The sequence below is a fragment of the Pseudotabrizicola sp. 4114 genome (assembly GCF_031457365.1).
Classification (GTDB): domain Bacteria; phylum Pseudomonadota; class Alphaproteobacteria; order Rhodobacterales; family Rhodobacteraceae; genus Pseudotabrizicola.
Genome location: NZ_JAVDWP010000003.1, coordinates 146,824 through 172,302 on the forward strand (window position 1 = coordinate 146,824; position 25,479 = coordinate 172,302).

At 64.6% G+C, this 25,479-nt stretch carries 25 protein-coding genes; 12 read left to right on the top strand and 13 right to left on the bottom strand.

The window, feature by feature from the left end; genetic code table 11:
- Positions 1-26: 26 nt before the first annotated feature.
- A complete protein-coding gene (gene secG, locus J2X53_RS08130) occupies positions 27-386 on the bottom strand; it encodes a preprotein translocase subunit SecG (protein ID WP_349036992.1) in 360 nt (119 codons plus the stop codon).
- Positions 387-732: 346 nt separating this feature from the next.
- Here secG and J2X53_RS08135 point away from each other — a divergent pair, with 346 nt between their 5' ends.
- Together J2X53_RS08135 and J2X53_RS08140 are read left to right on the top strand one after the other, a co-directional pair.
- Positions 733-2,025, top strand: a complete 1,293-nt coding sequence (locus tag J2X53_RS08135) for an adenylosuccinate synthase (protein ID WP_349036993.1) — start codon at positions 733-735, stop codon at positions 2,023-2,025.
- Positions 2,026-2,079: 54 nt separating this feature from the next.
- Positions 2,080-2,316 (top strand): DUF2842 domain-containing protein, encoded by a 237-nt coding sequence (locus tag J2X53_RS08140; RefSeq protein WP_349036994.1) that lies wholly within the window; start codon positions 2,080-2,082, stop codon positions 2,314-2,316.
- A 118-nt stretch (positions 2,317-2,434) separates the two neighbouring features.
- Here J2X53_RS08140 and J2X53_RS08145 read toward each other — a convergent pair whose 3' ends face one another.
- Positions 2,435-4,957, bottom strand: coding sequence for a hypothetical protein (locus J2X53_RS08145; RefSeq protein ID WP_349036995.1), 2,523 nt, complete (start codon positions 4,955-4,957; stop codon positions 2,435-2,437).
- 141 nt (positions 4,958-5,098) lie between these two features.
- Between J2X53_RS08145 and J2X53_RS08150 the strand changes: the two genes are divergently transcribed.
- Positions 5,099-5,785 (top strand): thiamine diphosphokinase, encoded by a 687-nt coding sequence (locus J2X53_RS08150; protein ID WP_349036996.1) that lies wholly within the window; start codon positions 5,099-5,101, stop codon positions 5,783-5,785.
- On the opposite strand, the gene J2X53_RS08155 is transcribed toward J2X53_RS08150, so the two are convergent.
- The gene (locus tag J2X53_RS08155; protein ID WP_349036997.1) at positions 5,731-6,654 is read right to left on the bottom strand and encodes a DMT family transporter; all 924 of its coding nucleotides are present in this window, start codon (positions 6,652-6,654) and stop codon (positions 5,731-5,733) included. The two genes, J2X53_RS08150 and J2X53_RS08155, sit on opposite strands and share 55 nt — an antisense overlap.
- Before the next feature lie 140 nt (positions 6,655-6,794).
- On the opposite strand from J2X53_RS08155, the gene J2X53_RS08160 reads away from it, so the two are divergent.
- The gene (locus tag J2X53_RS08160; protein ID WP_349036998.1) at positions 6,795-7,442 is read left to right on the top strand and encodes a gamma-glutamyl kinase; all 648 of its coding nucleotides are present in this window, start codon (positions 6,795-6,797) and stop codon (positions 7,440-7,442) included.
- A gap of 101 nt (positions 7,443-7,543) precedes the next feature.
- Here the strand turns inward: J2X53_RS08160 and J2X53_RS08165 are convergent, their stop codons facing one another.
- On the bottom strand, positions 7,544-8,923 hold the full coding sequence (locus J2X53_RS08165) for an L-serine ammonia-lyase (RefSeq protein WP_349036999.1): 1,380 nt from the start codon (positions 8,921-8,923) through the stop codon (positions 7,544-7,546).
- A gap of 190 nt (positions 8,924-9,113) precedes the next feature.
- Here J2X53_RS08165 and rpiA point away from each other — a divergent pair, with 190 nt between their 5' ends.
- From rpiA to J2X53_RS08190, 5 genes are all read left to right on the top strand, one after another.
- Positions 9,114-9,899, top strand: coding sequence for a ribose-5-phosphate isomerase RpiA (gene rpiA / locus J2X53_RS08170; RefSeq protein WP_349037000.1), 786 nt, complete (start codon positions 9,114-9,116; stop codon positions 9,897-9,899).
- Positions 9,899-11,335, top strand: a complete 1,437-nt coding sequence (locus J2X53_RS08175; protein WP_349037001.1) for an FAD-dependent oxidoreductase — start codon at positions 9,899-9,901, stop codon at positions 11,333-11,335. Before rpiA ends, J2X53_RS08175 begins: the two co-directional genes overlap by 1 nt.
- 70 nt (positions 11,336-11,405) lie before the next feature.
- Complete coding sequence (gene hflK / locus J2X53_RS08180) at positions 11,406-12,596, top strand: FtsH protease activity modulator HflK (RefSeq protein ID WP_349037002.1); 1,191 nt, start codon at positions 11,406-11,408, stop codon at positions 12,594-12,596.
- Positions 12,593-13,558, top strand: a complete 966-nt coding sequence (locus tag J2X53_RS08185; RefSeq protein ID WP_349037368.1) for a protease modulator HflC — start codon at positions 12,593-12,595, stop codon at positions 13,556-13,558. Before hflK ends, J2X53_RS08185 begins: the two co-directional genes overlap by 4 nt.
- Positions 13,555-13,749 (top strand): DUF2065 domain-containing protein, encoded by a 195-nt coding sequence (locus J2X53_RS08190; RefSeq protein ID WP_349037003.1) that lies wholly within the window; start codon positions 13,555-13,557, stop codon positions 13,747-13,749. The genes J2X53_RS08185 and J2X53_RS08190 overlap by 4 nt, the downstream gene beginning before the upstream one ends.
- Here J2X53_RS08190 and J2X53_RS08195 read toward each other — a convergent pair.
- Together J2X53_RS08195 and J2X53_RS08200 are read right to left on the bottom strand one after the other, a co-directional pair.
- A complete protein-coding gene (locus J2X53_RS08195; protein ID WP_349037004.1) occupies positions 13,746-14,432 on the bottom strand; it encodes a VCBS repeat-containing protein in 687 nt (228 codons plus the stop codon). The two genes, J2X53_RS08190 and J2X53_RS08195, sit on opposite strands and share 4 nt — an antisense overlap.
- Positions 14,432-14,755, bottom strand: coding sequence for a 2Fe-2S iron-sulfur cluster-binding protein (locus tag J2X53_RS08200; protein ID WP_349037005.1), 324 nt, complete (start codon positions 14,753-14,755; stop codon positions 14,432-14,434). Before J2X53_RS08200 ends, J2X53_RS08195 begins: the two co-directional genes overlap by 1 nt.
- Before the next feature lie 238 nt (positions 14,756-14,993).
- Between J2X53_RS08200 and J2X53_RS08205 the strand changes: the two genes are divergently transcribed.
- Both J2X53_RS08205 and J2X53_RS08210 read left to right on the top strand, forming a co-directional pair.
- The gene (locus J2X53_RS08205; protein WP_349037006.1) at positions 14,994-15,536 is read left to right on the top strand and encodes a peptidoglycan-binding domain-containing protein; all 543 of its coding nucleotides are present in this window, start codon (positions 14,994-14,996) and stop codon (positions 15,534-15,536) included.
- Positions 15,536-16,186, top strand: coding sequence for an HD domain-containing protein (locus J2X53_RS08210; RefSeq protein ID WP_349037007.1), 651 nt, complete (start codon positions 15,536-15,538; stop codon positions 16,184-16,186). Before J2X53_RS08205 ends, J2X53_RS08210 begins: the two co-directional genes overlap by 1 nt.
- A 106-nt stretch (positions 16,187-16,292) precedes the next feature.
- Here J2X53_RS08210 and J2X53_RS08215 read toward each other — a convergent pair whose 3' ends face one another.
- The 7 genes from J2X53_RS08215 to fabI form a co-directional block, all read right to left on the bottom strand.
- Complete coding sequence (locus J2X53_RS08215) at positions 16,293-17,771, bottom strand: Do family serine endopeptidase (protein WP_349037008.1); 1,479 nt, start codon at positions 17,769-17,771, stop codon at positions 16,293-16,295.
- Between the two features lie 170 nt (positions 17,772-17,941).
- The gene (trpE, locus tag J2X53_RS08220; protein ID WP_349037009.1) at positions 17,942-19,450 is read right to left on the bottom strand and encodes an anthranilate synthase component I; all 1,509 of its coding nucleotides are present in this window, start codon (positions 19,448-19,450) and stop codon (positions 17,942-17,944) included.
- 27 nt (positions 19,451-19,477) lie between these two features.
- On the bottom strand, positions 19,478-21,346 hold the full coding sequence (locus J2X53_RS08225) for a SurA N-terminal domain-containing protein (RefSeq protein WP_349037010.1): 1,869 nt from the start codon (positions 21,344-21,346) through the stop codon (positions 19,478-19,480).
- Positions 21,347-21,439: 93 nt separating this feature from the next.
- A complete protein-coding gene (locus J2X53_RS08230) occupies positions 21,440-22,633 on the bottom strand; it encodes an aminotransferase (protein WP_349037011.1) in 1,194 nt (397 codons plus the stop codon).
- Between the two features lie 97 nt (positions 22,634-22,730).
- On the bottom strand, positions 22,731-23,234 hold the full coding sequence (gpt, locus tag J2X53_RS08235; protein WP_349037012.1) for a xanthine phosphoribosyltransferase: 504 nt from the start codon (positions 23,232-23,234) through the stop codon (positions 22,731-22,733).
- Positions 23,235-23,245: 11 nt separating this feature from the next.
- Entirely contained in the window at positions 23,246-23,857 is a 612-nt protein-coding gene (locus tag J2X53_RS08240) for a LysE family transporter (protein WP_349037013.1), read from the bottom strand.
- A 12-nt stretch (positions 23,858-23,869) separates the two neighbouring features.
- Positions 23,870-24,691: an enoyl-ACP reductase FabI gene (gene fabI, locus J2X53_RS08245; RefSeq protein WP_349037014.1), complete on the bottom strand. Its 822-nt coding sequence runs from the start codon at positions 24,689-24,691 to the stop codon at positions 23,870-23,872.
- A 110-nt stretch (positions 24,692-24,801) separates the two neighbouring features.
- On the opposite strand from fabI, the gene pdxH reads away from it, so the two are divergent.
- Positions 24,802-25,404 carry a pyridoxamine 5'-phosphate oxidase gene (gene pdxH / locus J2X53_RS08250; RefSeq protein ID WP_349037015.1) on the top strand — a complete coding sequence of 201 codons (603 nt, stop codon included), beginning with the start codon at positions 24,802-24,804 and terminating at the stop codon, positions 25,402-25,404.
- Positions 25,405-25,479 lie beyond the last annotated feature (75 nt).

Below are 25,479 nucleotides of genomic sequence, written 5' to 3' on the forward strand. Positions count from 1 at the left end.
ACAACAGATAGTGTCGTTGGATGGGTTCAGTTATCAGCCCGTGGCGGGGCCAGGGGCGCGTTGGTCGGGGCCGGTGGCAGCAGGTCGGTGCCCGAAGGTGCCGCCGGCGTCTCTGGCGCCCGTGCCGGAGCCCCGATCTGGTCGATCACCGAGCTGGACCCGGCCTTTTGCGCCGCCAGAATGGTCAGCGTGATCGAGGTGCAGATGAACAGAATGGCCAGAACCCAGGTCACCTTGCCAAGCGCTGTCGCCGCAGCCCGGCCCGACATCGCGCCACCGCCGCCGCCACCCATGCCAAGGCCGCCGCCTTCGGACCTTTGAAGCAGAACCACGCCGACCAGGAGGAGGGCGAGGATAAGGTGGATGGCGAGGATAACGTTTTCCATGGGTGTTCCCGAAGCTGACGCGCCTATCTAGGCTGATGGGGGGCGGCGCGCAACCCCTTCACGGACCGCGCGGGGTGGCAAAGGGCGGATGCCTCCGGCGGGAGTATTTGGGCCAAGATGAATGCCCCCTGCCTTCTTTGCGATTTCATCTTGGCGAAAATACTCCGTGGGGAGGCGAAGCCGGGGGGCTGGCCCCCCAAGCGCGGGTGACGATGGCGGGGCGGGGCAGGAAAGGCGGGGCGGGGCAGGAAAATGCCCGGGCCGGGCGCGGTGGGGCATTTCGGTGTTTCCCTGCGCGGCGCTTTACGTCTATAGCACAGACGGTTTTGGAACCGAGGAGAACAGCATGGCCAACGTGGTTGTCGTGGGCGCCCAATGGGGCGACGAGGGCAAGGGCAAGATTGTGGACTGGCTGTCCGAACGCGCCGACATCGTCGCGCGCTTTCAGGGCGGACACAACGCGGGCCATACGCTGGTCATCGACGGCAAGGTTTACAAGCTGTCGTTGCTGCCGTCGGGCATCGTGCGCGGCGGCAAGCTGTCGGTGATCGGCAATGGCGTCGTGCTGGACCCCTGGCATCTGGTGTCCGAGATCGCCAAGCTGCGCGATCAGGGCGTGGAGATCTCGCCCGAGAACCTGCTGGTGGCCGAGAATGCGCCGCTGATCCTGCCGCTGCATGGCGAGCTGGACCGCGCCCGTGAGGGCAGCATTGCGGTGGCCAAGATCGGCACCACCGGGCGCGGCATCGGCCCCGCCTATGAAGACAAGGTCGGCCGCCGTGCCATCCGTGTCGCCGATCTGGCCGATGCGGCCACGCTGGAATTGCGGGTGGACCGCTTGCTCGCGCATCACGATGCGCTGCGCCGGGGGCTGGGCATGGAGCCGGTGGACCGCGCCGCCCTGCTGGCGGCTCTGCACGAGATCGCGCCGCAGGTGCTGCCCTATGCCGCCCCGGTCTGGAAGGTGATGACCGAGTCGCGCCGCGCCGGAAAGCGCATCCTGTTCGAGGGCGCGCAGGGTGCTTTGCTGGACATTGATTTCGGCACTTATCCGTTTGTTACCTCGTCCAACGTGATCGCCGGGCAGGCCGCCACCGGCGTGGGTCTTGGCCCGACCGCGATTGATTTCGTATTGGGGATTGTGAAGGCCTATACCACCCGTGTCGGCGAAGGTCCGTTCCCGGCGGAACTGTTCGATGCCGATGGCGACCGGCTGGGCGAGCGCGGGCATGAGTTTGGCACCGTCACCGGGCGCAAGCGGCGCTGTGGCTGGTTCGATGCGGTTCTGGTGCGCCAGACCTGCGCCACCAGCGGTGTGTCGGGCATTGCGCTGACCAAGCTGGACGTGCTGGACGGGTTCGAGACGCTGAAGATCTGCGTGGGCTACGATCTGGATGGCAAGCGGCTGGATTATCTGCCGACCGCCGCCGACCAGCAGGCCCGCTGCACCCCGATCTACGAAGAGATGCCTGGCTGGTCGGAATCGACCGCCGGAGCGCGGTCCTGGGCTGATCTTCCGGGGGCTGCGATCAAATATGTCCGCCGGATCGAGGAGTTGATCCAGTGCCCGGTCGCGCTACTCTCTACCTCACCCGAGCGGGATGACACCATTCTGGTGACCGATCCCTTTGCCGATTGATCACAACGCGCAGCCTGCGGGCTGCGCGCGGACCCTGCCACAGAGGAGGACAGCATGGCCCTGAGCTACAAGGCACGGCGGCGGCTGGCACTTCTGGTGCTGCTGGTCGGGTTGCCCGGCTATGTCGTGGTGGCGGTCAGTCTGGTGAACTGGTTTGATCCGCAGTCGCGGCTGGCGCAATTCTTCATTTACGTCGGACTTGGGCTGGTCTGGATTCTGCCGCTGCGCCCGGTGTTTCTGGGCGTGGGGCAACCCGACCCCGACGCAAAACCTGACGATCAGGCGAGATAAGGTCAGGCCGCCGAAACAAGATCAGGCCGCCGAAATAAGATCAGGCGGAATGCGTTGCTGCATTCCGCCTGTCTTTGGGGCCTTGATGGCAGCCTCGGCCCACTATCTCATATCTTGTTCACCCGGCAATCTTGCGGGCCTCGGCCAGCAGGGGCGAGGCTTCGCTGATCGCGAACTGCCCCCGGCGGCTGCGTTCGATCACGCCGTCACGTAGCAGGATACCAAAGCTGCGCAAGCCGTCTTCGCGCGACAGACCCTCGGCAGCGGCGTCGATGTGGCGCATAAGCTGCGGGCGGGTAAAGCTGTCTCGGCCTTCCACACAGGCGATATAGGCTGCGGCGGCTTCCAGCAGGTCGGGCAGATCGGTGGCACCCAGACGTTCGGCAAATTCGGGAAAACCGCTGTCGGCGCCAAAGATATTGTCCGTTGCGTCCTCGGGATCAAACACATCATCCAGATCCGGCGCGTGCGAAAAGGCAGGTGCCACAGACGCAGCGGCTGCGGGCATCGGGGCCGTCACTGCCGCTGGCACGGCTGCACGCGGCTGGACGCTGACCAGAGCCGGGGCAGGGCGGGCCGGGTCAACGGGTCGGTCGATGCGCTGTTCCGATACCAGAACCAGCGGTGCAGGGCGCTCGCCCTGGATCGGCGTCGCAGGGCGCACCGCCTTGGCCAGATCGTCGCGGTAAGCGCCAAGGCGTTCGCTGCCATTGCCGGCAAGCGTGCTGCCGGTGGCGCGGCGTTCGGCGATGGTTGCGGCGACAGCGGCTTTCAGATGGGCGATGGCCGACTGGCGCCGCTTGGTATCGGGCACGTCCATCTGGGTGCGGGCCTCGGCCATCAGACGGCTGACCGCAACATCTTCGGTCGGCGCGCCAAGGCGGCGGTCACGGGCGGGATCAGCTTTGGCGACCGGCGCCGGAGCAGGCGTGTCCTGTTCCAGAGCGGCAAGTTCGGCCGCAAGGGCTGCCTCGGCCTCTTGTGACAGGCTGGCAGCGGCGGCTGCCGGTGCGGGCTGCTCTGTCGTGGCACCAGCCTCGTTGCGCCGGATCTTGATGACACGGGCGCGGGCACGTTGCAGCTTTTCCACTGTGACCGGCACGGGGGAGTCCGCTTCGGCATCTGTGTCAGCGGCGGTGTCGGTCACAGGGTCTGCCGCAGGTGCCGCCGGGCTGTCCACGGCTGCCGGGCGCAGGGTACGGACCGGGCGCACCGGACGCACGGGTGCTGCGGGCGCATCCTGTGCGGCGGGTTCCGCCACGGGCAAAGTCTGGCTGGCAGCCGGGGCCGGTTCCTGAACGAAGTCTGCGTCTTGCGTGGCCGCTGCCACCTGCATCTCAGACGGATCAGCCTGGGGCAGCATACCGGCGCTGTCAGCTGTCTCGTCCAGCAGATCGTCGTAATCGTCGGCGGCGGACGCCCCGCGCAGGCTGTCTTGTGCGGCAGGCGCAAAGCCTGCCGGTTCTTGGGCATCGGTATCGTCCTCAGGGTCGATCAATGCGCCAAGGCTGGCGCGCAATGCGTCATCGGACTGATCTGCTGCGGACTGGTCCGCGCCCGCCATGGCAGCGGCCAAAGGCGTGGCGTCTGCGCCGGTTTCGGCCGCCAGACTGGCAAGCAGGAACGCATCGTCCTCAGACGAATCGGCTTCCGGGGCGTCGGCATAGGCCGCAGCCGCTGCGGGCGTTTCCACATCGTACAGGCCATCGGGCTCTGCCATGTCTTCGGTCGTGTCTTCGGCCATGTCATCCGGCATCGCCTCCGGGGCCGCCAGATCGGGTCGGGGGGCTGCATCAAGCGCCATCAGCGCCTTCAAATCTGCGGCCCCGATGTCATCCTCAAGCTCTGTCTCTGCAGCAATTCCGGAATCAGCCGTCTGCGCTTCGGGGGGCAGATCGCCGGTCACGATTTCTTCGGTCGTGGCAGCAGGGTCTTCGGGCAGCAGATCGTCAAAGCTGTCGTCAGCCATTGGCTGCTCTGCCGGTTCCGCCAGTGTCCCGGCAGCATTCTGCGAGCCAGGATCATTTTCGGCCAGGTCTTCTGTGGTCAGGTCTTCTGCGGTCAGGGTCTCAGCCGCAAAGTCATCGGCAAGCTCATCAGTCTGCGGCGGGCTCAGCGGCGCCATGGCGGTCACAATTGTGGCCGTCTCTGCCCCTTTCTGAGTCTCCGCTGCGGCCTTGCGCAGACGTGACAGCTTTTCGGCCACTGATTCTGCGCCCTCGGCATTGGGCTGCGGGGTTTCAGTCTGAACCGGGGCCAGAACGGGCGCGGGCCGTGGCGGTGCAGCTGTCGTCCGCGCCGGCATTTCGACAACCGGCTGCGGCGCAGCCTCGGTTGAAGCCTGTGCCGGGGTGCCGGAAATGCGCCGCGCCGATTGCGCCTCATTGTCTTCGGCGCGCAGAATCACGCCATTATCCTGTATTTTCGCCTCAACCCGGCGCTGAATCTCGCGTTCGGCAATCCGGTGCAGCATCGCGGCATCGGGCTGCGGTGGCTCTGCTCCGAAATAGCGGTCCTCGGCAGCCAGATCGCGGAAGTATTCCGCAATGGCCTTCATCGTATTGAAAGGGTCTTCAAACCCCTCCAGAGTACAGGAGAAGGTTCCATAGGAAACCGTAAGGATCTTACTCGCACCGGTCATCGGATGCTCGCTTTCTGCAAAGTTCGATACGCCTTGATCTCCCACCACCGGTTCGAATCCGTGGACAGATCAGGGTAATTTGAAGGATTGTTTGTGGCAGCCGCCCCGGTGTTTTGCCGCAATTGGAAAGACAGTATCCACATGAATCAGGTCATTGTGCAATCCTCGGGCGGGATCACACTTGTCGGAGGCGCGCCGGTTTCGGCCCCATTGTTTCGATTTTCGCAGCAACGCGCGCCGGTGATCGTGGCCGCAGACGGGGGCGCTGACCGCTGCCTTGCGCTTGGCGTGCGGCCAGAGGCGGTGATCGGCGACATGGATTCGATCTCGGAGTCGGCGCGCGCGGCGGTCGGGTCTGACCGCCTGCACCAGATCGACGAACAGGACAGCACCGATTTCGACAAGGCGCTGCGGTCGGTCGATGCGCGCTTTGTGATTGCGCTGGGGTTCATGGGGGCGCGGGTCGATCATGGGCTGGCGGTGTTCAACACGCTGGTGCGCCAGCACAGCGCCTGCGTTCTGCTGGGTTCGCGCGATGTGGTGTTTCATGTGCCCTCCCGGTTGCAGATCGGGTTGAAAGCGGGTGACCGGTTCAGTCTGTTTCCGCTGGCGTCCGTGACAGGCACCAGCACCGGGCTGGACTGGCCGATTGACGGGCTGGACTTTGCCCCCGATGGCCGGGTCGGCACCTCGAACCGGGTCAGCACCGGGCCAGTCAGCCTTGAGATGGCGGGGCCGGGGATGCTCTGCATCCTGCCGCGCGCCCGACTGGATCAGGCCTTGGAGGCGCTGACCGGCGCAGACCGGGCCGACAGCCGCTCGCGGTAGATGATGTAGAGCCCCGACGAGGTGATCACGGCAATCCCGGCCCAGGTCAGCGCATTGGGGAAATCGCCAAAGATCCAGTAGCCAAGCGCCACCGCCGCCACGATCTCAAGATAATGCAGCGGGGCCAGCGTGGCTGACGGCGCGAACTTCAGCGCATAGGTCATGCACATATGGCTGAGCGCGGCCCAGAACCCGACGCCGAACAGCCAGAGCCAGACCATGCCCTGCGGCATCACCGGATCAAAATGCCGCCACCCAGTGCCCTCGGCCAGCAGCATCACCGGCAAGCACATCAACAGCCCGGTCCACGAGGTGTGGAACTGCATCGCAACCGGGTGCATGAACCCCGACACCTGCCGGGTCGACAGCATGTAAAAGGCAAAGAAAAACGCGGTGCCCAGCGGCCAGAGCGCGACATAGCCGAACGCCGCCAGCGAGGGCTGGATCACCAGCAGCGCGCCGGCAAAGCCGACACAGGACGCCGCAATCCGGCGCGGCCCGACCTCGTCGTTGAAGAGCAGCCGGCCCAGCAACAGCAGGATGAACGGCTCGACAAAGGCAATCGCCAGCGCATCGGCCACCGGCATCACCTGAATGGCGGCCACAAAGCTGAAGGTGGACAGGATCAGGAACACCGCCCGCAGGCTGATCAGCCCCAGCGCGCGCGGGGTCAGCCGCAGCGTGATGCCCATCAGCAGAATGATCGGCAGCATCAAGGCCCCCTGCACCACAAACCGCGCGGTGACGATCTGGCCCACCGGAACGGTGGACGAGGCCAGCTTTGCCGACACATCCAGCAACGGCGCCAGAACGCAGAAGGCAAGCATCAGCACGACGCCGGGCAGGATACGGTCAGGTTGACGGCTCATCCCCTTGGGCTAGCGTGGCATTCCCTGCGCGTCCATCGCAAAAACGACACGCTGGCCCCGGATTTTGCGCGCCGGGCCTTGCTGGCCCCCGCCACAACCCCCTAGGTGTCAGGCAATGAAGGCAAAAGCAGGGGGCAAAGGTGCTGGTTCTGGAACAGGCGCGGCTGGTGTTTCTGGCCAATCCAAAGACCGCCACGCAATCCCTGCGCGCGATGCTGGAGCCGTTTGCGCAGGCAACCCCGGCCAACACCGGCCACAAACACATCAACGCCCAGATTTACGGCCGCAAATGGGCCGGCGTGCTGCGCCGCAGCCCCGGCCCGCGCTTCGAGACCTTTGCCGTCATGCGCGAACCGCTGGAGCAGCTGGGCAGCTGGTTCCGCTACCGGCAGCGTGAGGCGTTGCGTGGCCATGAAAACTCCACCCACGGCCTGAGCTTCGCCGGATTTGTCGAGGCCCGCCTGTCGGATGACCCGCCGCCCTTTGCCCGCATCGGCCGGCAGGACCGCTTTCTGGGCTTTCTCAACAGCGGCCCGCCGGTCAATTACATTTTTGATTATGCCGCCCTTGACCGGCTGCTGGCGTTCCTGTCTCCCCGCCTTGGCACCCGGCTGAGCCTGCCGCATCGCAACGCCTCGCCCCGTGCTGACGTGGCGGCACTGACCCTGCCAGAGGACCTGCTGGCGCGATACCACAGCGCCCATGCGACGGAATTTGCTCTGTATGACCGGGTGCGGCAAAGCGGGATGCTCCATACACCCGCTGCGCCCGGTGACACGGCAGAATGAGTATTTGGACCAAGATGAAACCGCAGGCCTGCGCAGTTTGTGATTTCATCTTGGCGAAAATACTCCCGCCGGAGGCTCCGCCCTCTCCCCCGGTCCCGCGGTCAGCAGTTGGGCACGTTGACCGCCAGCCCGCCCAGTGAGGTTTCCTTGTATTTCTCGTGCATGTCGCGGCCGGTCTGACGCATCGTCTCGATACAGACGTCCAGGCTGACCAGATGCTGGCCGTCGCCGCGCATCGACAGCGAGGCCGCCGAGACGGCCTTGATCGCGCCCAAGCCGTTGCGCTCGATGCAGGGCACCTGCACCAACCCCCGGACCGGGTCGCAGGTCATGCCAAGGTGATGCTCCAGCGCGATTTCGGCGGCGTTTTCAACCTGTTCCGGCGTGCCGCCCAGCACGGCACACAGCCCGGCCGCGCCCATGGCGGCGGCGCTGCCGACCTCGGCCTGACAGCCGCATTCTGCGCCCGAGATACTGGCATTGTGCTTGCACAGGCCGCCGATGGCGGCGGCGGTCAGCAGGAACTCCCCGATGCGCGAGGGAGCGGCACCCGGCACATGGTCCAGCCAGTAGCGGATCACCGCAGGCACCACGCCCGCAGCCCCGTTGGTCGGTGCGGTCACCACCTGACCCCCGGCGGCGTTTTCCTCGTTCACCGCCATGGCATACAGGCTCATCCAGTCGTTGATCGTGTGCGGGGCCTGCATGTTCAGCCCGCGTTCGGCCAGGAGCTGGTCGCGAATGCCCTTTGCCCGCCGCCGCACCTTGAGCCCGCCGGGCAGGATGCCGGTTCCTTCCATCCCCCGGTCGATGCAGGCCGACATCACCTCCCACAGCCGGGCGATGCCGCGATCCAGCTCGGCAGCCGAGCGGAAGCGCAGCTCGTTGGCGCGTTTCATTCCGGCAATCGACAAGCCGCTGTCATTTGCCATCGCCAGCATTTCGGCGGCGGTCTCAAACGGGAACGGCACATCGGCGCGGGCTTTTTTCTTGTTTCCGGTGCTGTCTTCCAGTTCCGTCGCCGTCAGGACAAAGCCGCCGCCGATCGAGTAATAGGTTTCCTCCAGAATAACGTCGCCCTGCGCGTCGGTCGCCCGCAGGATCATGCCATTGGCATGGCCGGGCAGGGCCGGGCCGTAGTCAAACGCCAGATCCCGCTCGGGGTCAAACTGCAGCGCCGACAGGCCGGGTGGCGTGATGTGGCGCGACTGGCGGATGTCGTGCAGGGCGGCATCGGCGAGGGCTGCGTCATAGGTTTCCGGCACAAACCCGGCGAGGCCGAGGATCGTGGCCCGGTCCGTCGCATGGCCGACGCCGGTAAAGGCGAGGCTGCCATGCAAGGATGCCCGCAACCCATGCGCCTGAAACGGCGAGGCGCGGAGGCGGTCGAGAAACCGGGCGGCGGCGACCATCGGCCCCATGGTGTGGCTGGAAGACGGGCCGATCCCGACCTTGAACATATCGAAGACGGACAGGAACATGCAGGCGTATCCTTTGCTTTGGCGCCACCTTGCGACATTCCGTCCCGGTTTCACCACACGAAAACGACATGACCGTAGGGGAAGCGTCATCGGGGGCAGGGCGCGCTTTTGGGCAATTCATCCTCGCGCGCCGGGGCAGCTTTGCCTATAACCCGGGCACGCCATTCATTTACCGCCGGGGAATCGATCCATGCCTGCCGAACTGTCACCCATCGACAAGGCCAAGTTTCTCGCGGCCAAGCGCGCCACCGAATTTGTCGAGGACGGGATGAAACTGGGCCTTGGCACCGGGTCCACCGCCGCGTGGATGGTGCGCTGTCTGGCTGAACGCATCCGCGAAGAGGGGTTGCGCGTGGTGGGCGTGCCGACATCCAGCCGCACGGCGCAGCTGGCGGCGCATCTGGGCATCCCGCTCACCACGCTGGATGAGGCCAAATGGCTGGATATGACCATTGACGGCGCGGATGAATTTGACGGCCACCTGAACCTGATCAAGGGCGGCGGGGCGGCGCTGTTGCAGGAAAAGATCGTGGCCACCGCCTCGGATCAGATGATCGTCATCGCCGATGCCGCCAAGGATGTGACCCAGCTCGGGGCCTTTCCCTTGCCGATCGAGGTGATCCCCTTTGGCTGGCAGACCACCAAGGCGCTGGTCGAGGAAACCCTGGTCTCGCTCGATGTGCTCAACCGCGATGTCAGCCTGCGGATGAACGGGGCGTCGCCGCTGATCACCGACGAGTCGAACTATATCCTTGACCTGCATCTCAAACGGATCGGCAACCCGCGCCAGCTGGCGCTGGTGCTGAACCAGATTCCGGGTGTGGTGGAAAACGGGCTGTTCATCGACATCTGCGACATTGTGGTGATCGGTCATGGCGATGGCCGGGTCACGGTGCGTGACATCAACTCGGGCGAGACCGAGGACGAGCGGGTCGAATTCGTGCCCACCTCCAACATATTTGCGGATCTGGACTGATGGCTTTTGATGTAGACCTGTTTGTCATTGGCGGCGGCTCGGGTGGGGTGCGCGCCGCGCGCATGGCGGCGGCGACCGGGGCAAAGGTTGCCCTGGCCGAAGACAGCCGGCTTGGCGGCACCTGTGTCATTCGCGGCTGTGTGCCGAAAAAGCTGATGGTCTTTGCTTCATCGTTCCGTGAAATGCCATCCGAGGCGCGGGCTTACGGCTGGGATATTCCCGACGGCAGTTTCGACTGGCCCGTGTTCCGCGACAAGCTGCACACCGAGCTTGACCGGCTGGAGGGGGTGTATCGCCGCCTGCTCGACGCGTCGGGCGTGAAGATCCACGACACGCGGGCGCGGCTGAGTGACGCGCATACGGTTGAACTCGCCACCGGCGAGACCGTCACCGCCAAGCATATCCTGATCGCCACCGGCGGCTGGCCCGTCCGCCCTGATCTGCCGAATGCCAATCTCGGGCTGGTGTCGGATGATATTTTCGAGCTGCAATCGCTGCCCAAATCCATGTTGATCGTCGGCGGTGGCTTTATCGCCTGCGAGATGGCCTGCATCATGGCCGGGCTTGGCGTCAAGGTGACGCAGTTCTATCGCGGCGCGCAGATCCTGCGCGGCTTTGACGACGAGGCGCGCGGGCTGATCGCCGAGTCGATGAAGGCGCAGGGGATCGAGCTGCATCTGGGCACCAACATCGTCGAGATGGCCGAAGCCGCCGCGATGGCAAAGGATGACGCCAATATGGGCGCAGGGGTGGAGTCGGCGGTGGATCTGCTGCCGCAGTCGGGCCAGCTTGGCTGCCCGGTCTGGGTCAAGGCGACCAACGGGATGGAGCAGAGCTTCGATTCAGTGCTGTTCGCCACCGGGCGCAGCCCGAACACAGCTCAGATGGAACTTGAAGAGATTGGCGTAACGCTCGGACGTTACGGCGAAATCAGCGTTGATGCCTATAGCCAGACCGCCATCCCCTCGATCTATGCCATCGGTGATGTGACCAACCGGGTCAACCTGACCCCGGTGGCGATCCGCGAGGGCATGGCCTTTGTCCGCACCGTGTTTGAAGGCGAGCCGACGCCGGTGGATCACGACCTGATCCCCAGCGCGGTGTTTACCCAGCCGGAACTGGGCACCGTGGGCCTGACCGAAGAGGCGGCCCGCGCGCAAGAACCGATCGAGGTCTATTGCACTAGCTTCCGCCCGATGCGCACCGCTTTTGCCGGAGCCGACGCGCGGGTGCTGATGAAGCTGATCGTCAGCCAGTCTACCCGCAAGGTTCTGGGATGTCACATCGTCGCACCTGACGCGGGCGAGATGATCCAGCTGGCGGCAATCGCCATCAAAATGGGGGCGACCAAAGAGGATTTCGACCGCACGGTCGCGGTTCATCCGACAATGGCAGAAGAGCTGGTCACGATGCGGACACCGACACGCAAGGCGTGACCGGATTCGCTTGATTTTCGCGTCAGAATGACCAGTTAAAGACATAGTATAAAAAGAAGGGTTTCAACGAATGGCAAGTGGAGGTCCCTGGGGCGGTGGCGGCTCGGGCGGTGATGATCGGGGCAACGGGCGGGATGATGACCGTAAACCGGCAGGGCAACGACCCGCAAACGGTGGTCCGCAGATGCCCGAGATCGACGAGATCGTAAAAAAGGGACAAGAGCAGCTGCGTGTCCTGATGGGCGGACGCGGCAAAGGCGGCGGCACTGGCGGTGGCGGCGGTGGTCGTGGGCCATCGGGTCCACGGATCACCAAGCAGGGCATCGCGCTTGGCGCGCTGGCGGCGGTGGCACTCTGGGGCTTCATGTCGTTCTACACCGTGCGCCCCGAAGAACGCTCGGTCGAGCTGTTCCTGGGTGAGTTTTCGACCATCGGCAATCCGGGCCTGAACTTTGCGCCCTGGCCGTTGGTCACGGCGGAAATCGTGCAGGTCACCAACGAACGGACCACGGATATCGGCGTCGGCCGCACCGGCGAAGATGGCGGCCTGATGCTGACCCGCGACCAGAACATCGTGGACATCGGGTTTCAGGTGGTCTGGAACATCGACGATCCGTCCAAGTTCCTGTTCAACCTTGCCGATCCGGCAGACACCATGCGGGCTGTGTCGGAATCTGCGATGCGCGACATTATCGCGCGGTCTGAACTTGCCCCTATTCTGAACCGTGACCGGGGCGCGATTGCGACCGATCTTCGGGCAGCGGTGCAGGGCACGCTTGACAGCTATGATGCCGGTCTCAACGTGATCCGGGTCAACTTTGAAAAGGCCGACCCCCCGCGTGAGGTGATCGATGCCTTCCGCGCGGTGCAGGCCGCGCAACAGGAACGTGACCGGCTGGAAAAAGAAGCCGACGGCTATGCCAACCGGGTGACTGCAGGCGCGCGTGGTGAAGCCGCCCGCATTGTTGAGGAGGCCGAAGCCTATCGCGCCCAGGTCGTCAACGACGCCTCGGGTGAGGCCAGCCGCTTCCTTTCGGTCTATGAGGAATATGTCAAAGCGCCCGAAGTCACGCGCAAGCGCATGTATCTGGAAACCATGGAACAGGTGCTGGGCAGCATGAACAAGGTCATTCTGGATGGTGTTCAGGGTGGCGAAGGCGGTGGTCAGGGCGTTGTGCCGTTCCTGCCGCTGAATGAACTGGGTCGGCAGACGCCTGCATCCGCACCTGCGGCAGCGGCCACGACCGGAGGGAACAACTGATGAAAGCGCAACTCATTCTGCCCGTGGTGGTGGTTCTTGGCGCCGCCGTTCTGTCATCGCTGTTCATCGTGGACGAACGTGAAAAAGCGCTGGTCCTGCAGTTTGGTCAGGTCAAGCAGGTCAAGGAAACCCCGGGTCTGGGCTTCAAGATCCCGCTGATCCAGGAAGTCGTGAAATACGACAGCCGTATTCTGGGCCTGCCGACCCAACCGATGGAGGTCACACCTCTGGACGACCGCCGGCTTGTGGTCGATGCCTTTGCCCGCTGGCGGATCTCCAATCTGGTCGAGTTCCGCGAAGCGGTTGGCGCTGGTGGAGTCGATGCGGCGCAGACCCGGCTGGACCGGATTCTGAACGCCGCCATCCGCGAGGTTCTGGGTTCGGTGCCGTCAAACCGCGTGCTGTCCGAAGACCGGACCGCACTGATGAACCAGATCCGCGACCGGGCGCGCGCCGAATCCGGCGCGCTGGGGATCGAGGTTATCGACGTGCGCCTGACCCGCACCGACCTGCCAGAGCAGAACCTTGCTGCCACCTTTGCCCGGATGCGGGCGGAACGTGAACGTGAGGCCGCGGATGAGATCGCCCGTGGTGGCGAAGCTGCGCAACGGGTGCGGGCAACCGCAGACCGGACCGTGGTGGAACTGACCTCGGAAGCGCGCCGCATGTCCGAAGTCGCCCGCGGTGAGGCTGACGCCGAGCGCAACGGCATCTATGCCGAAGCCTTTGGCCGTGACCCCGAGTTCTTTGCCTTTACCCGCTCGCTCACCTCGTATGAGCGGTCGTTGCAATCGGGCAATTCGTCGATCGTGATGCAGCCGGACAGTGAGTTCTTCACCTATCTGCGCAGCGATCTGGCCCCGGCAGACCGTCCGGCAACAACGGGAGCACCAGCAACGGGGGCAGCAACGCCTCCACCCGCTCCTGCGGCAGCCCCTGCCGCCGCGCCAACCGCGCCGTGATCTGGATCGTCCTGGCCCTCGGGCTGGTGGCGGTTGCCGAGGGGCTGGTGCTTGCACTGGCCCCTTCGCGTGTGGAACAGGTGCTGGCGATGCTGGCGCGCCTGCCGCTGGATACCCGGCAGCTGGTCGGCATGGTGTCAGTGGCTGTGGGGGCAACAATGATCGCGCTTGCGCGCTGGATCGGGCTTTAGCGGCAGCTTTTCAGATCCGGCCCCGACCCGCGCCATGGGCCAAGATCACTTGCCAGAACGCCGCCCGGCCCAAGGGTCACCGCCAGTGCGCGGGACCAGTCTGCCGACGCGACAATCAGCGTATCAAGGCCCTCACAGCGGCGGGTGCCGCCGGCAATCCGGCTCTCCCCGATACGGTGATTGGTAAAGCCGGGCGCACGGGCGATTTCGGTCAGCGCCTTGCCCACCAGCCGGACAAAGACCAGCTCGCGCGCCAGATGCGGGCGGTCGACATAGGCAATCTCGATCCGGCCATCGCCGTCAAAATCGCCCCAACCGCTTGGCGCCAGCCAGCGGTTCGGCTGGCCGATATAGGGCGTCGCCGCGCGTCTGCCGCCTGCGTCATAGATGGCAAGCGCCGCGCCTTGGGTGACCGAGGTTTCAACCACCATCACTTCAGGCAGGCCATCGCCGTCAAAATCGCCAAGGCGCGCCGTGATGTCTTCGAACACATGGCTGTCCGGCAGGGTAAAGCGCAGGCGCTGGCCGTCCGAAAGGGTCAGCTCCAGCCCGCCCCATTCCAGCGCATCGCCGAGCACGGCATGGGCGTAGCGGCCGGTCGGGGCCACCAGTTCAGCGGCCACAATCTCTTGCGCCATGGCAGGCCCTGAAAGCCCCACCAGCAGCGCAAGAGTGCAGCGCATCAGATCTGTTTTTCCGGCATATGCACAACCAGACCGTCCAGCGCATCAGACACCTTGATCTGGCAGGTCAGGCGCGAGCGGGCGGGGTCGGGCTGATAGGCGAAATCCAGCATGTCTTCTTCCATGCTGTCTTTCTGCGGCAAACGTGCCACCCAGTCGGGCGCGACATAGACATGGCAGGTCGAGCAGGCGCAGGCTCCGCCGCAATCGGCCTCGATCCCCGGGATGCCATTGTCCCGCGCGCCCTCCATCACGGTCAGGCCGTTGGCCACGTCCACGATATGTTCCTTGCCGCCGAATTCCACATACTTGATCTTGGCCATCGTTTGTCTTCGTCCCTTTTCGCAAGCTCGCGCGTTTCCTTGGACATAGGCCACAATCAGCCTCTTTGCCAGAGGGGCAGGGGTCGCAATTCCGCCGCACCGTCTCGGCGATGGCGCGGGGTTGCCGGGGTGCAACGCCCGCCCGGCGATGTTGGCCGCCTGCTAGGCCCGGCGGCCTGCGCGTGTTAGGGTCTGCGCGAAGCCGGATCAACCGGCGCAGGCAGGACAGATCACCCGGATGATGCGCCACGCGTCTTTGACCCTGACCGGAGCGTTGCTCTGGCTTACTGCCTGCCAGCAGGGCGGCGTGCCCCAAGCGCCGGGCCGGGCCGATCTGTCGGTGGATCTGGTTCGCCTCACCGTGCCCGGCCCGCCCGAAGGCGCTGCAGGCGAGTGCTGGGCGTCAGATGTCACGCCGATGGTGATCGAGACGGTGACTGAACAGGTCATGGTGTCAAAGGCAAAGCTGGGCCCGGATGGTACGGTGCTGTCGCCAGCGGTGTTCCATTCGGAAGCCCGGCAAAAGATCGTGCAGGAGCGCGAGCAGGTCTGGTTCCGCAGCCCGTGCCCGCAAGAGATGACGGTGGATTTCATCGCCAGTCTGCAACGTGCGCTGAAGGCACGGGGCCTCTATGTGCTGCCGCTGACCGGCCAGATGGACGCGGCCACCCGCGCCGCCTTGCGCCGGTTTCAGGCGGACCGGGGGCTGGAAAGCGACAAGCTGTCGCTGACCGCCGCGCGCGAGCTGGGGCTGGTTACGGCGGATCTGGGGAAGAAATAATGTCACTGGAACAGGCTGCACGGGCGGAATTGATCCGCCTGTGGCACGGTGCGCAGGATGCGGCGCATGACATCGGGCATATCGACCGGGTCTGGGCAAATTGCCAGCAGATCATGATGGATGAGCCGGGGCTTGACCGCGATGCGTTGCAGATGGCCGCGATCTTTCACGACGCGGTCAACCTGCCCAAGGACGCGCCCAACCGGGCCGAGGCATCGGTGCTCTCGGCGCAGGCGGCAGCGGACTGGCTGACCGGGCAGGGCTGGCCGCCCGAGCGGATCGCCATGGTCCGCCATGCCATCGAGGCGCACAGCTTTTCCGCCGCCATCTTGCCGCGCAGCGCCGAAGCACGGGTGTTGCAGGATGCCGACCGGCTGGAGGCTCTGGGGGCCATCGGCCTTGCGCGGATGTTCGCGGTGGCGGGGGCAATGGGCGGGGCGCTGTTCGATGCCAACGACCCGATGGCGCAGCATCGCCCGCTCGATGACCGCGCCTTTGCGCTCGACCATCTGGAGGTCAAGCTGTTCCGTATCGCAGACACCATGCAAACCCCGACCGGGCGCGCGATGGCCGAAGAGCGGGCGGAGTGGATGTACAGCTTCCGCTCGCGCCTGCTGCGCGAAATTGGCGGCGGGACCACGTTTTTCTGAACCGATTTTTCGGACCGGCATTTTCGGACCGGCACAGCAAAACGCGCGGCAGTCAGACTGCCGCGCGTTTCAATAAAGTGTCAGGGCGTCTGAAAGTGTCAGAGCGTCAGTCGATGGCAAGCGCCACAAAGCGCGGATCACCGGCACGGCGCACCAAAAGCAGGATCGACTTGCGCCCGGCGTCACGGGCCTCGGTGATGCGGTCTTCCAGATCCTTCAGCCGGACCACCTTTTGCTGTCCCGCTTCGGTGATGATGTCGCCCTCGCGCAGGCCCTTGGCATAGGCTTCGGCTGCCGGATCAACCTTGCCGACCACCAGCCCTTCGGCATCAGCGGGCAGGTTCAGCGATTGCTTCATCTCATCGGTAACCGGGGCCAGCGTCATGCCCAGAATTTCGGCCTCTTGCGGGTCTTCCGGCGCATCGGCGACCGCAGGGCGCACCTCGGCGGCTTCGGCCTCTTCGCGGCGGCCCAGCGTGACCTGCAGCGTTTCGGTCTTGCCCTCACGCACCACGATCACCGGAACCGCTTCGCCCACCGGGCTGTCGGCAACGCGACGGGTCAGGTCGCGGGTGTCGCGCACTGGCTGGCCGGCAAACTGGGTGATCACATCACCCGCGATGATGCCGGAGTCCTTGGCCGGACCGTCCGGCACATCCGTCACCAGCGCACCCGAGGCCTCGGTCAGGCCCATGGCTTCGGCGACATCCGGGGTCACGTCCTGAATGCGCACGCCCAGCCAGCCGCGACGGGTTTCGCCGAACTCTTTGAGCTGATCGACAACCTTGGTCACCACATTGGAGGCCATGGAAAAGCCGATGCCGATCGAGCCACCATTGGGCGACAGGATCGCGGTGTTTACGCCGATCACCTGACCATCCATGTTGAACAGCGGCCCGCCCGAGTTGCCACGGTTGATGGCAGCATCGGTCTGGATATAGTCGTCATAGGTGCCAGACAGCGCCCGGTTGCGGGCCGAGACGATCCCGGCGCTGACCGAAAATCCCTGACCCAGCGGGTTGCCCATGGCGACGACCCAATCACCAACCCGGCTCAGATCCGAATTGCCGAAGCTGACATAGGGCAGCGGCTCGGTGCTTTCGACCTTGAGCAGCGCGATGTCGGTTTTCGGGTCGGTGCCGACCAGCTTGGCCTTGAGCCGTTTGCCGGAAAAGAACTCGATCTCGATCTCATCGGCGTTTTCGATCACGTGGTTGTTGGTCACGATGAAGCCGTCTTCCGAGATCACGAAACCGGAGCCAAGCGCATCAGACCGGCGCGGCGCACCTTCGCCGCCCGGATTGTTGCGATCCATGAAATCGCGGAAGAAATCCTCAAACGGGCTGCCCTCGGGCACGATTGGCCCACCCGACGCCGGGCCAGAGACCACGGCAGAGGTGGTGATGTTCACCACCGACGGGCTGATCTGTTGCGCCAGATCGGCAAAGCTGTCTGGCGCGCGGGCGAATGCCCCCTGCGCCTGACCCAACGCAAGCGCCAGACCCAGGCCGAGCGCCATGAGCGTGGCACGCCCCCGCGCGGCAATGGCCGGGTGTCTGGAATAAGTAATGGCTTTGGACTGCACTCCCGAACTCCTCTTCGTTTGGACGGCAGGCCCAAGGCGCGAAGATACGCGCCGGGTCGCCAGCAGGCTCTAACATATCATCAGGTAAGCACGGCCAATTGCAATGCAAACCCTGTTACGATCTCTCAAAGCCTTGTGATGCCCCGTGTCTGAACCGGGAGCCTGATCCGTCAGCGGTTGCCCTTCCGGGCGAACAGGCCCGCATCTTCGGCAGCACGGCGCAAGGCGCGGGATTTGTTGACGGTTTCCTGAAATTCCGCCTCGGGATCGCTGTCAAACACCACGCCGCCACCGGCCTGAACATACAGCGTTTCATCCTTCAGAACGGCGGTGCGCAGCGCGATGCAGAAATCCATTTCGCCATTGGCCGCGAAATATCCGACCCCGCCGCCATAGATGCCGCGCTTTTCCGGCTCCAGCTCGTCGATGATCTCCATCGCCCGCACCTTGGGCGCGCCCGAGACCGTGCCAGCGGGCAACCCAGCGAGCAGCGCCGACAGCGCGTCCTCGCCTTCCTTGATCTGTCCGACCACGTTGCTGACTATGTGCATGACGTGGCTGTACCGCTCGATGGTGAATTTCTCGGTGGGGTGAACGGTGCCGACCTTGGCCACCCGGCCCACATCATTGCGGCCCAGATCCAGCAGCATCAGATGCTCGGCCAGTTCCTTTTTGTCGGCCAGCAGGTCCAGTTCCAGCGCGCGGTCTTCCTCCGGCGTCTCGCCGCGTTTGCGGGTTCCGGCGATGGGGCGGATCGTCACCTCGCCATCGCGCAGACGCACGAGGATTTCCGGGCTCGCCCCGATGACCTGAAAGCCGCCGAAGTTGAAAAAAAACAGGAACGGCGACGGATTGGTGCGGCGCAAGCTGCGATAGAGCGCAAAGGGCGGCAGCTCGAAGCGCTGCGCCCAACGTTGGCTTGGCACCACCTGAAAGATGTCGCCCGCCCGGATATAGTCCTTGGCGCGTTCAACCGCCTGCTTGTACCCCTCATGCGTGAAGTTCGACACCGCCTCACCCACCGGGGCGGCTTCGCCCAGATCGCGCTGCGCCGGGGGCGCGCGGTCCAGATCGCGCAAGGCATCCATCACCCGCTCTGCCGCCTGCGCATAGGCGGCGCGGGCTGACAACCCACCGGCGACCCAGGCGGGCGAGACCAGCGTCACCTCGCCCTTGACCCCGTCGAGCACCGCAATCACCGTCGGGCGCATCAGCACCGCATCGGGCAGTTGCAGCGGGTCGGGGTTCACGTCGGGCAGGTTTTCCACCAGCCGGATCATGTCATAGCCCAGATAGCCAAACAGCCCGGCCGACACGGCGGGCAGGCCATGGGGCATCTCAATCGCACATTCGGCGATCAGCGCCCGCAGGGTATCCAGCGGGTGGCCGTCCTGCGGATGGAACGCTGCCGCGTCATAGCGCGCCTCGCGGTTGATCTCGGACCCGGTGCCGGTGCAGCGCCAGATCAGGTCAGGCTTCATCCCCACGATGGAATAGCGCCCGCGCACCTCGCCCCCGGTGACCGATTCCAGCATGAAGGTCTCGGGCCGCGCCTCGCCCAGTTTCAGCATCAGGCTGACCGGCGTATCCAGATCGGCGGCAAGGCGCGCCCAGACCAGCTGGTTCTTTCCCTGGCTCCAGTTGCGCTCGAACTCTTCAAAGCCGGGGGAAAGGATCATCGGTCAGGGCTTTCGGTCAGGGGTTGGTCAATTGAACTGGGCGTGAACGGCGTTGATCGCGTTCTGGTCCAGGAAAATCCCGGCCTCTTCGGTCAGCGCGTTCGAGAACAGTTGCAGCGCATCCTGTGCCAAGGCCTGCTCGACCTGAGCCGAAATCGCCTCTTTCAGCGCGGCAACCTCTTCGCCGTCCTGTGCGGCGGGCATCACCTCATCCAGCCGCACCAGCCCGACAAAGCCTGCGCCCTCGATCACCCGCAACTCGCCGGGCGACATCGCGAACACGGCTGTCATCAGCTCGGGCGGGGCGCCTTCGACAAAACCCTCGCGCGCGATGCTGGCGGTGCGCTGCACGATGCCGAAAGCCCCCAGCGACCCACCGCCTTCGACCGCCGCTTTGACCTCGACCGCACGGTCTGCCAAGGCTTTGGCTGTTGCATCAGCGGTATAGGCCGCCACAACAGCGTCGCGCGCGGTATCAAACGGGATCGGAGCGGCAGGCACCAGTTCAACATATTGCAGCGCCACGACGCCACCATCTGCCAGCAGAACCGCCTCGGGGAAATCGCCCTCGGCCAGGCTGTCTGCCGCTGTGCGGAATGCCGGATAGGCGGCGATGCCTTCGGGGGCGGGTTCAGAGGCGACATAGTCTACCGTATCCAGTGTCATGCCTTGCTCTTGTGCCACCTCTTCCAGCGTGGAGCCACCGGCCAGCATGTCGTCAATCGCCTCCACCCGGTCGGCAATGGCGCGCCGTGCCGCATCGGCCTGAATTTCAACCGCCAGGTCAGCGCGGGCCGCGTCAAAGCTGACTTCCTGTGCCTCCAGAATCGCATTCATCCGGAACAGGGCGGGGCCAAGGTCGCTGTCAAACGGGCCGACCACGCCGGGGCCGTCCAGGGCAAACACAGCCTCGCCAGCAGCGCCCAGTTCCTCTTGCGATACATCGCCCAGATCAATGTCTTCCAGATCCAGCCCGCGCTCGGCCACCAGCGTCTCGAACGCCTCACCAGCCTCGACCCGGGCCATCGCCGCGGCGGCGGCTTCTTCGGACGGGTAGATCAACCGCTCGACCAGCCGCTTTTCTGGCTGCACGAAATCGGCAATCCGGCTGTCGTACATCCGGCGCAGCGTTTCGTCATCCACCGGCTGATCGGCGGCAATCGCGTCGGGCAGCAGGGCGGCATAGCGGATGCGCTTGGCCTCGGGCGCGGTAAAGCGGGCCTGATTGGCCTCGTAAAACGCCATCAGCGCCTCTTCGGTTGGCTCCGCGACCGGGGCCGCCAGATCGTCGACCGTCAGTTGCAGCAGTGAAAAGCCGCGCCGTTCGCCCACCCAGTTGTAGAGCGTATCGGTCAGGGCCGCAGGGGCGACAAAACCGCCCGCGACCGCCCCGGTCAGCAACTGCCGCGCCACATCGGCGCGCAGCGTCGCCTCATAGGCGCTTTCGGTCAGGTTGTTGCGATCCAGCGTAAAGCGATAGGTCTCGCGGTCAAACTGGCCCGCCGTGCCCTGAAACGCGGGCGACTCGGTGATCCGCTGGGCCACCACCGCATCGCCGACCGACAGCCGGACCCGTTCAGCCTCGTTGTCGAGCGCGGTCTGCGCGACCAGCGATTGCAGCACCTGCCGGTCCATCCCAAGGCTTTGCGCCTGTGACAGCGAGATGTTCTGGCCATATTGCGCCCCCAGCGCCGCCAGCTCCTGTTGCAGGGCGCGGGCATAGCTGTTGGTGTCAATCTCGCGGTCACCGACCCGGCCGATGCTGGTCAGGCCGCCGCCGAAATTGGTCACACCAAATCCGCCCAGACCGACGACCAGCATGGCCATCAGCACCCAGACCACAATCTGGCTGCCCTTGCCCTTTTTGCGCGGGGTATCGTCGCTGTCTTTTGCCATCATCCGCCCCTCTGGAACCTGCTTTGCGACTGTCTATGCGTTAAGCCACAAAGGAACAAGAGGTTGGCGGGCAAGAGACCAGCGGGCGAGACATCAGGCGCGAAAGGCCCTTAGGCGGAGGAACAGCTCCGTGATCCCTGCCGCATCGACATTGGCAAAGGCAATACGGATCTGCCGCTTGCCCGCCTCTGATCCGGCGGGCTGGAACATGGTGCCGGGCAGCATCAGCAAGGATGCCTCGGCCACCAGCCGTTTGCACAGCTGATCTGAAGGCAGATCAAACGGATGCTCGACATAGGCGAAATAGGCGCCGCAGCCCAGCAGCCGCCAGCCCTCCAGCTGGGCAAACCCCTCGATCATGGCGCGGCGGCGCGACAGGATCTCATCCCGTTCGCCCGCGACCCATTGGCTCAGGTTGCGCATGCCCCACAGGGCCGCGATCTGGCCCAGCTGGCCGGGGCAGATCGCGACGGTGTCGAGGAACTTCTCCACCTCGGCCAGACGGCCCGCGCTGGCCACAACCGCGCCCACCCGGTGCCCGGTCAGGCGGTAGGCTTTGGAAAAGCTGTAGAGGTGGATCAGCGTCTCGGCCCAGTCGGGATCGGCAAACAGATCATGCGGCCGCCCGCCGCGTTCGACCGAGTGGCGGCTGTCAAAGTCGCGGTAGGTTTCATCCACGATCAGCGCCAGACCCTGCGCGCGGCACAGATCGCGGAACGCGGTGAGGGTTTCCGCCGGATATTCGACCCCGCCAGGATTGTTGGGCGATACCAGCACGATAGCGCGGGTTCTTGATGTAATCAGCGCCCGCGCGGCATCGGCATCGGGGATCAGCGTCGGCCCGGTATCCAGCGCGATGGTCGCGACACCCTGCATGTCGAACCACATCTTGTGATTGAAATACCACGGCGTCGGCAGGATCACCTCATCCCCCGCTCCGGCAAGGGTGGACATGACGGCGGTAAAGGCCTGATTGCAGCCTTGGGTGATCGCCACCTGATCCGGCCCAATCTGGCCGCCATACAGCGCAGACCATTGCCCCGCGATCTCGGCCCGCAGTTCGGGCAGGCCCAGCACCGGGCCGTACAGATGGGCCGCGTCATTGGTCAGCGCGGCCTCGGCAATCGCCTGCCGCAAGCCCAGCGGCGGCGGCTCCACCGGGGCGGCCTGACTGACATTGATCAGCGGGCGGTCGGCGGGGAAGGTCACCCCCTGCAACCAGCGCCGCGCCTCCATCACCGGGGGGGCTTCGGTTGCGGCCATGGCGGGGTTCAGCGGGTGGGTCATGATTGCGCCTTGTGCTGGCGGCAGGACCGGGGGTTTCACACCCCCGGACCCCCGTGGGATATTTTTGCCAAGATAAAGGAAGGGGCGCTGCGCAAGATCAGTCGGTGCCGCGATAAGGCTGGACGTATTGCAACGCCATGTCCCAAGGGAAGAAGATCCAGGTGTCCTGAGAAACCTCGGTGATATAGGTATCGACCTGCGGGCGGCCCGAGGGTTTGGCGTAGACGGTGGCGAAATGCGCCTTTGGATACAGGCTGCGCACCAGTTCCAGCGTCTTGCCGCTGTCGACCAGATCATCGACGATCAGGATACCGGTGCCATCGCCCATCAGCTCGGGTTGCGGCGATTTGATCACCCGCGCTTCGGTCTGGTTCTGATGGCTGTAGGATTTCACGCTGATCGTGTCGACCACGCGGATATCCAGCTCGCGGCTGACGATCATCGCGGGCACAAGGCCGCCCCGGGTGATGCCGACCACGGCCTTCCAAGCGCCGTTGTCCGGGCCCTTGCCATCCAGCCGCCATGCCAGAGCGCGGGCATCGCGGTGGATCTGGTCCCAGCTGACGTGAAAGCCTTTTTCATGCGGCAGGCGGTCGTTCATGGCAGGCTCCTTCAGGTGGCGGCGATCTTGGCGCCGAGCAGGGCGAGAAGACCGCCAAAGCTGCGGTCCATGGCGGATTTCGCGCCGACATAGGCGCGGCGGGTGGCGGGCAGGGAAAAGAGACGGGCGACAATGGTGTTCCACAGCGTTTCCACCGTAAACAGAAAGGCCAGCAGGCAGGCGAGCACCCAGAGCGGGGTTTCCGGCGGCACCGTGCCGATAAAGATGGCCGACAGCACCACGGCGGGTTTGGGGTTCGACAGCTGCGTGACCAGCCCCAGCCGGAAGGCCGAGAGGGCCGAGCGTGGCGGCTGGCCGGTGGTGTCAGGCAAGGGATCAGCGGCGTGGCGCCACATCTGCACCGCCATCCAGATCAGATAGAGCCCGCCGATGATCTTGAACGCCCAGAGCAGTGCCGGGGCGATCTTGAACAGCGCTGCCAGACCCGACAGCGCCAAAGCCGCCCAGACCACCGCGCCAAGGCCGATGCCCATGGCGAGGAAGAACCCGGTGCGCAGCCCTTCGGTCACCCCGGTCCGCGCCGACATCAGCACAGCCGGGCCGGGACTGACCGCGCCCATGGTCAACAGAGCCGCCACCGCAAGAAACGCCGCCAGCGTCATGGTCTGCGCTCCCTAGTCCTTGCGATTTGTAACCACGTCGATATCGGGGGCGTCCACCGCCTTCATGCCGACGACATGATAGCCCGCATCGACATGCAGGTTTTCGCCGGTGGTGCCCGAGCCCAGATCCGAGATCAGGTAAAGCGCGGCCTTGCCGACCTCTTCCTGTGTGACATTGCGGCGCAGCGGGCTGTTGAGCTCGTTCCATTTCATGATGTAGCGGAAGTCGCCGATGCCGGAGGCGGCGAGGGTCTTGATCGGCCCGGCCGAGATTGCGTTGACGCGGATACCGTCCTTGCCCAGGTCTTCGGCGATATATTTCACCGATGCCTCAAGGGCGGCTTTGCACAGGCCCATCACGTTGTAATGCGGCATGACCTTTTCCGCACCGTAATAGGTCAGCGTCAGCAGGCTGCCGCCCTTTGTCATGATCCTTGATGCGCGCTGGCAGACGGCGGTGAAGGAATACACCGAAATATCCATCGACATCAGGAAGTTGGCGCGCGAGGTTTCGACATAGCGGCCGCGCAGCTCGTTCTTGTCGGAAAACCCGATCGCATGGACCACGAAGTCGATCGTGCCCCATTCCGAATCCAGCCAGGCGAAGAGAGCGTCCATGCTGTCTTCGCTGGCGACATCGCATTCATAGAGGCGCGGCTTGCCCAAAGAGGCGGCCAACGGCTCCACCCGCTTTTTCAGCGCTTCACCCTGATAGGAGAATGCCAGCTCGGCCCCATGGTCGGCGAGGGTCTTGGCGATGCCCCATGCAATGGACTTGTCATTGGCAAGCCCCATGATCAGCCCGCGCTTGCCCGCCATAAGTCCTGTTGACATCTCTTGCCCCTCGCACATTTTTCGCATTGAGATTGACGTGTAGGCGAAAGGCAGTTCCCGTTCAAGCCAGAGGCTGCGGGGCGTTTCGCACAGAATGAAGGACGAAGGTCATGGACCGGAGCGGAATTTTCGCGGGCGACGACCCGTTTGCCATCGCAAGGGCCTGGCTGGCCGAGGCTGAGGCCAGCGAGCCGAACGATCCCAATGCCATAGCGCTGGCCACGGTGGACCCGGCAGGCCTGCCCAATGTGCGCATGGTGCTGCTCAAGGAAATCGAGGCGGATGCCTTTGTGTTCTACACCAATTACCAGTCAAAAAAGGCGGTTGAGATCGAGGCTTCGGGCAAGGCCGCTTTTGTCATGCACTGGAAATCGCTGCGCCGTCAGATCCGGGTGCGCGGTGTCACCGAGCGCGAAGAGGGGCCAAAGGCGGATGAGTACTATGCCAGTCGGAGCCTCAAATCCCGGCTGGGGGCCTGGGCGAGTCAGCAGTCGCAACCCCTGTCAAGCCGCGAGCATCTGATGGCCGAGGTTGCAAAGCTGACCGTGACCAAAGGGACACATCCGCCGCGTCCATCCTTTTGGGGAGGTTTCCGTCTGCAGCCGGTTGAGATAGAGTTTTGGGCGGATGGGGCTTTCAGGCTTCATGACCGTTTTCGTTGGACACGTGAGACAACGCTGGACTCGTGGGGAATCCAGCGACTCAACCCCTGATTGTTGCCCTTGGTAACGCCAGGGTGTATTCATCATTTGGAAATGTTCTTGAATCCCATCCTGGAATAGCGTCAT

Bases quoted from the DNA above. Each gene is read 5' to 3' on its own strand.
- hflK (WP_349037002.1), top strand. From the start codon at position 11,406: ATGGCAAGTGGAGGTCCCTGGGGCGGTGGCGGCTCGGGCGGTGATGAT.
- rpiA (WP_349037000.1), top strand. From the start codon at position 9,114: ATGCCTGCCGAACTGTCACCCATCGACAAGGCCAAGTTTCTCGCGGCC.
- J2X53_RS08140 (WP_349036994.1), top strand. From the start codon at position 2,080: ATGGCCCTGAGCTACAAGGCACGGCGGCGGCTGGCACTTCTGGTGCTG.
- gpt (WP_349037012.1), bottom strand. From the start codon at position 23,234: ATGAACGACCGCCTGCCGCATGAAAAAGGCTTTCACGTCAGCTGGGAC.
- pdxH (WP_349037015.1), top strand. From the start codon at position 24,802: ATGGACCGGAGCGGAATTTTCGCGGGCGACGACCCGTTTGCCATCGCA.
- J2X53_RS08145 (WP_349036995.1), bottom strand. From the start codon at position 4,957: ATGACCGGTGCGAGTAAGATCCTTACGGTTTCCTATGGAACCTTCTCC.
- secG (WP_349036992.1), bottom strand. From the start codon at position 386: ATGGAAAACGTTATCCTCGCCATCCACCTTATCCTCGCCCTCCTCCTG.
- J2X53_RS08155 (WP_349036997.1), bottom strand. From the start codon at position 6,654: ATGAGCCGTCAACCTGACCGTATCCTGCCCGGCGTCGTGCTGATGCTT.
- J2X53_RS08165 (WP_349036999.1), bottom strand. From the start codon at position 8,923: ATGTTCCTGTCCGTCTTCGATATGTTCAAGGTCGGGATCGGCCCGTCT.
- trpE (WP_349037009.1), bottom strand. From the start codon at position 19,450: ATGATCCTTTCCCCCGGCTTTGAAGAGTTCGAGCGCAACTGGAGCCAG.
- J2X53_RS08195 (WP_349037004.1), bottom strand. From the start codon at position 14,432: ATGCGCTGCACTCTTGCGCTGCTGGTGGGGCTTTCAGGGCCTGCCATG.
- J2X53_RS08205 (WP_349037006.1), top strand. From the start codon at position 14,994: ATGATGCGCCACGCGTCTTTGACCCTGACCGGAGCGTTGCTCTGGCTT.
- J2X53_RS08200 (WP_349037005.1), bottom strand. From the start codon at position 14,755: ATGGCCAAGATCAAGTATGTGGAATTCGGCGGCAAGGAACATATCGTG.
- fabI (WP_349037014.1), bottom strand. From the start codon at position 24,691: ATGTCAACAGGACTTATGGCGGGCAAGCGCGGGCTGATCATGGGGCTT.
- J2X53_RS08135 (WP_349036993.1), top strand. From the start codon at position 733: ATGGCCAACGTGGTTGTCGTGGGCGCCCAATGGGGCGACGAGGGCAAG.
- J2X53_RS08225 (WP_349037010.1), bottom strand. From the start codon at position 21,346: ATGGCAAAAGACAGCGACGATACCCCGCGCAAAAAGGGCAAGGGCAGC.
- J2X53_RS08175 (WP_349037001.1), top strand. From the start codon at position 9,899: ATGGCTTTTGATGTAGACCTGTTTGTCATTGGCGGCGGCTCGGGTGGG.
- J2X53_RS08240 (WP_349037013.1), bottom strand. From the start codon at position 23,857: ATGACGCTGGCGGCGTTTCTTGCGGTGGCGGCTCTGTTGACCATGGGC.
- J2X53_RS08230 (WP_349037011.1), bottom strand. From the start codon at position 22,633: ATGACCCACCCGCTGAACCCCGCCATGGCCGCAACCGAAGCCCCCCCG.
- J2X53_RS08150 (WP_349036996.1), top strand. From the start codon at position 5,099: ATGAATCAGGTCATTGTGCAATCCTCGGGCGGGATCACACTTGTCGGA.
- J2X53_RS08210 (WP_349037007.1), top strand. From the start codon at position 15,536: ATGTCACTGGAACAGGCTGCACGGGCGGAATTGATCCGCCTGTGGCAC.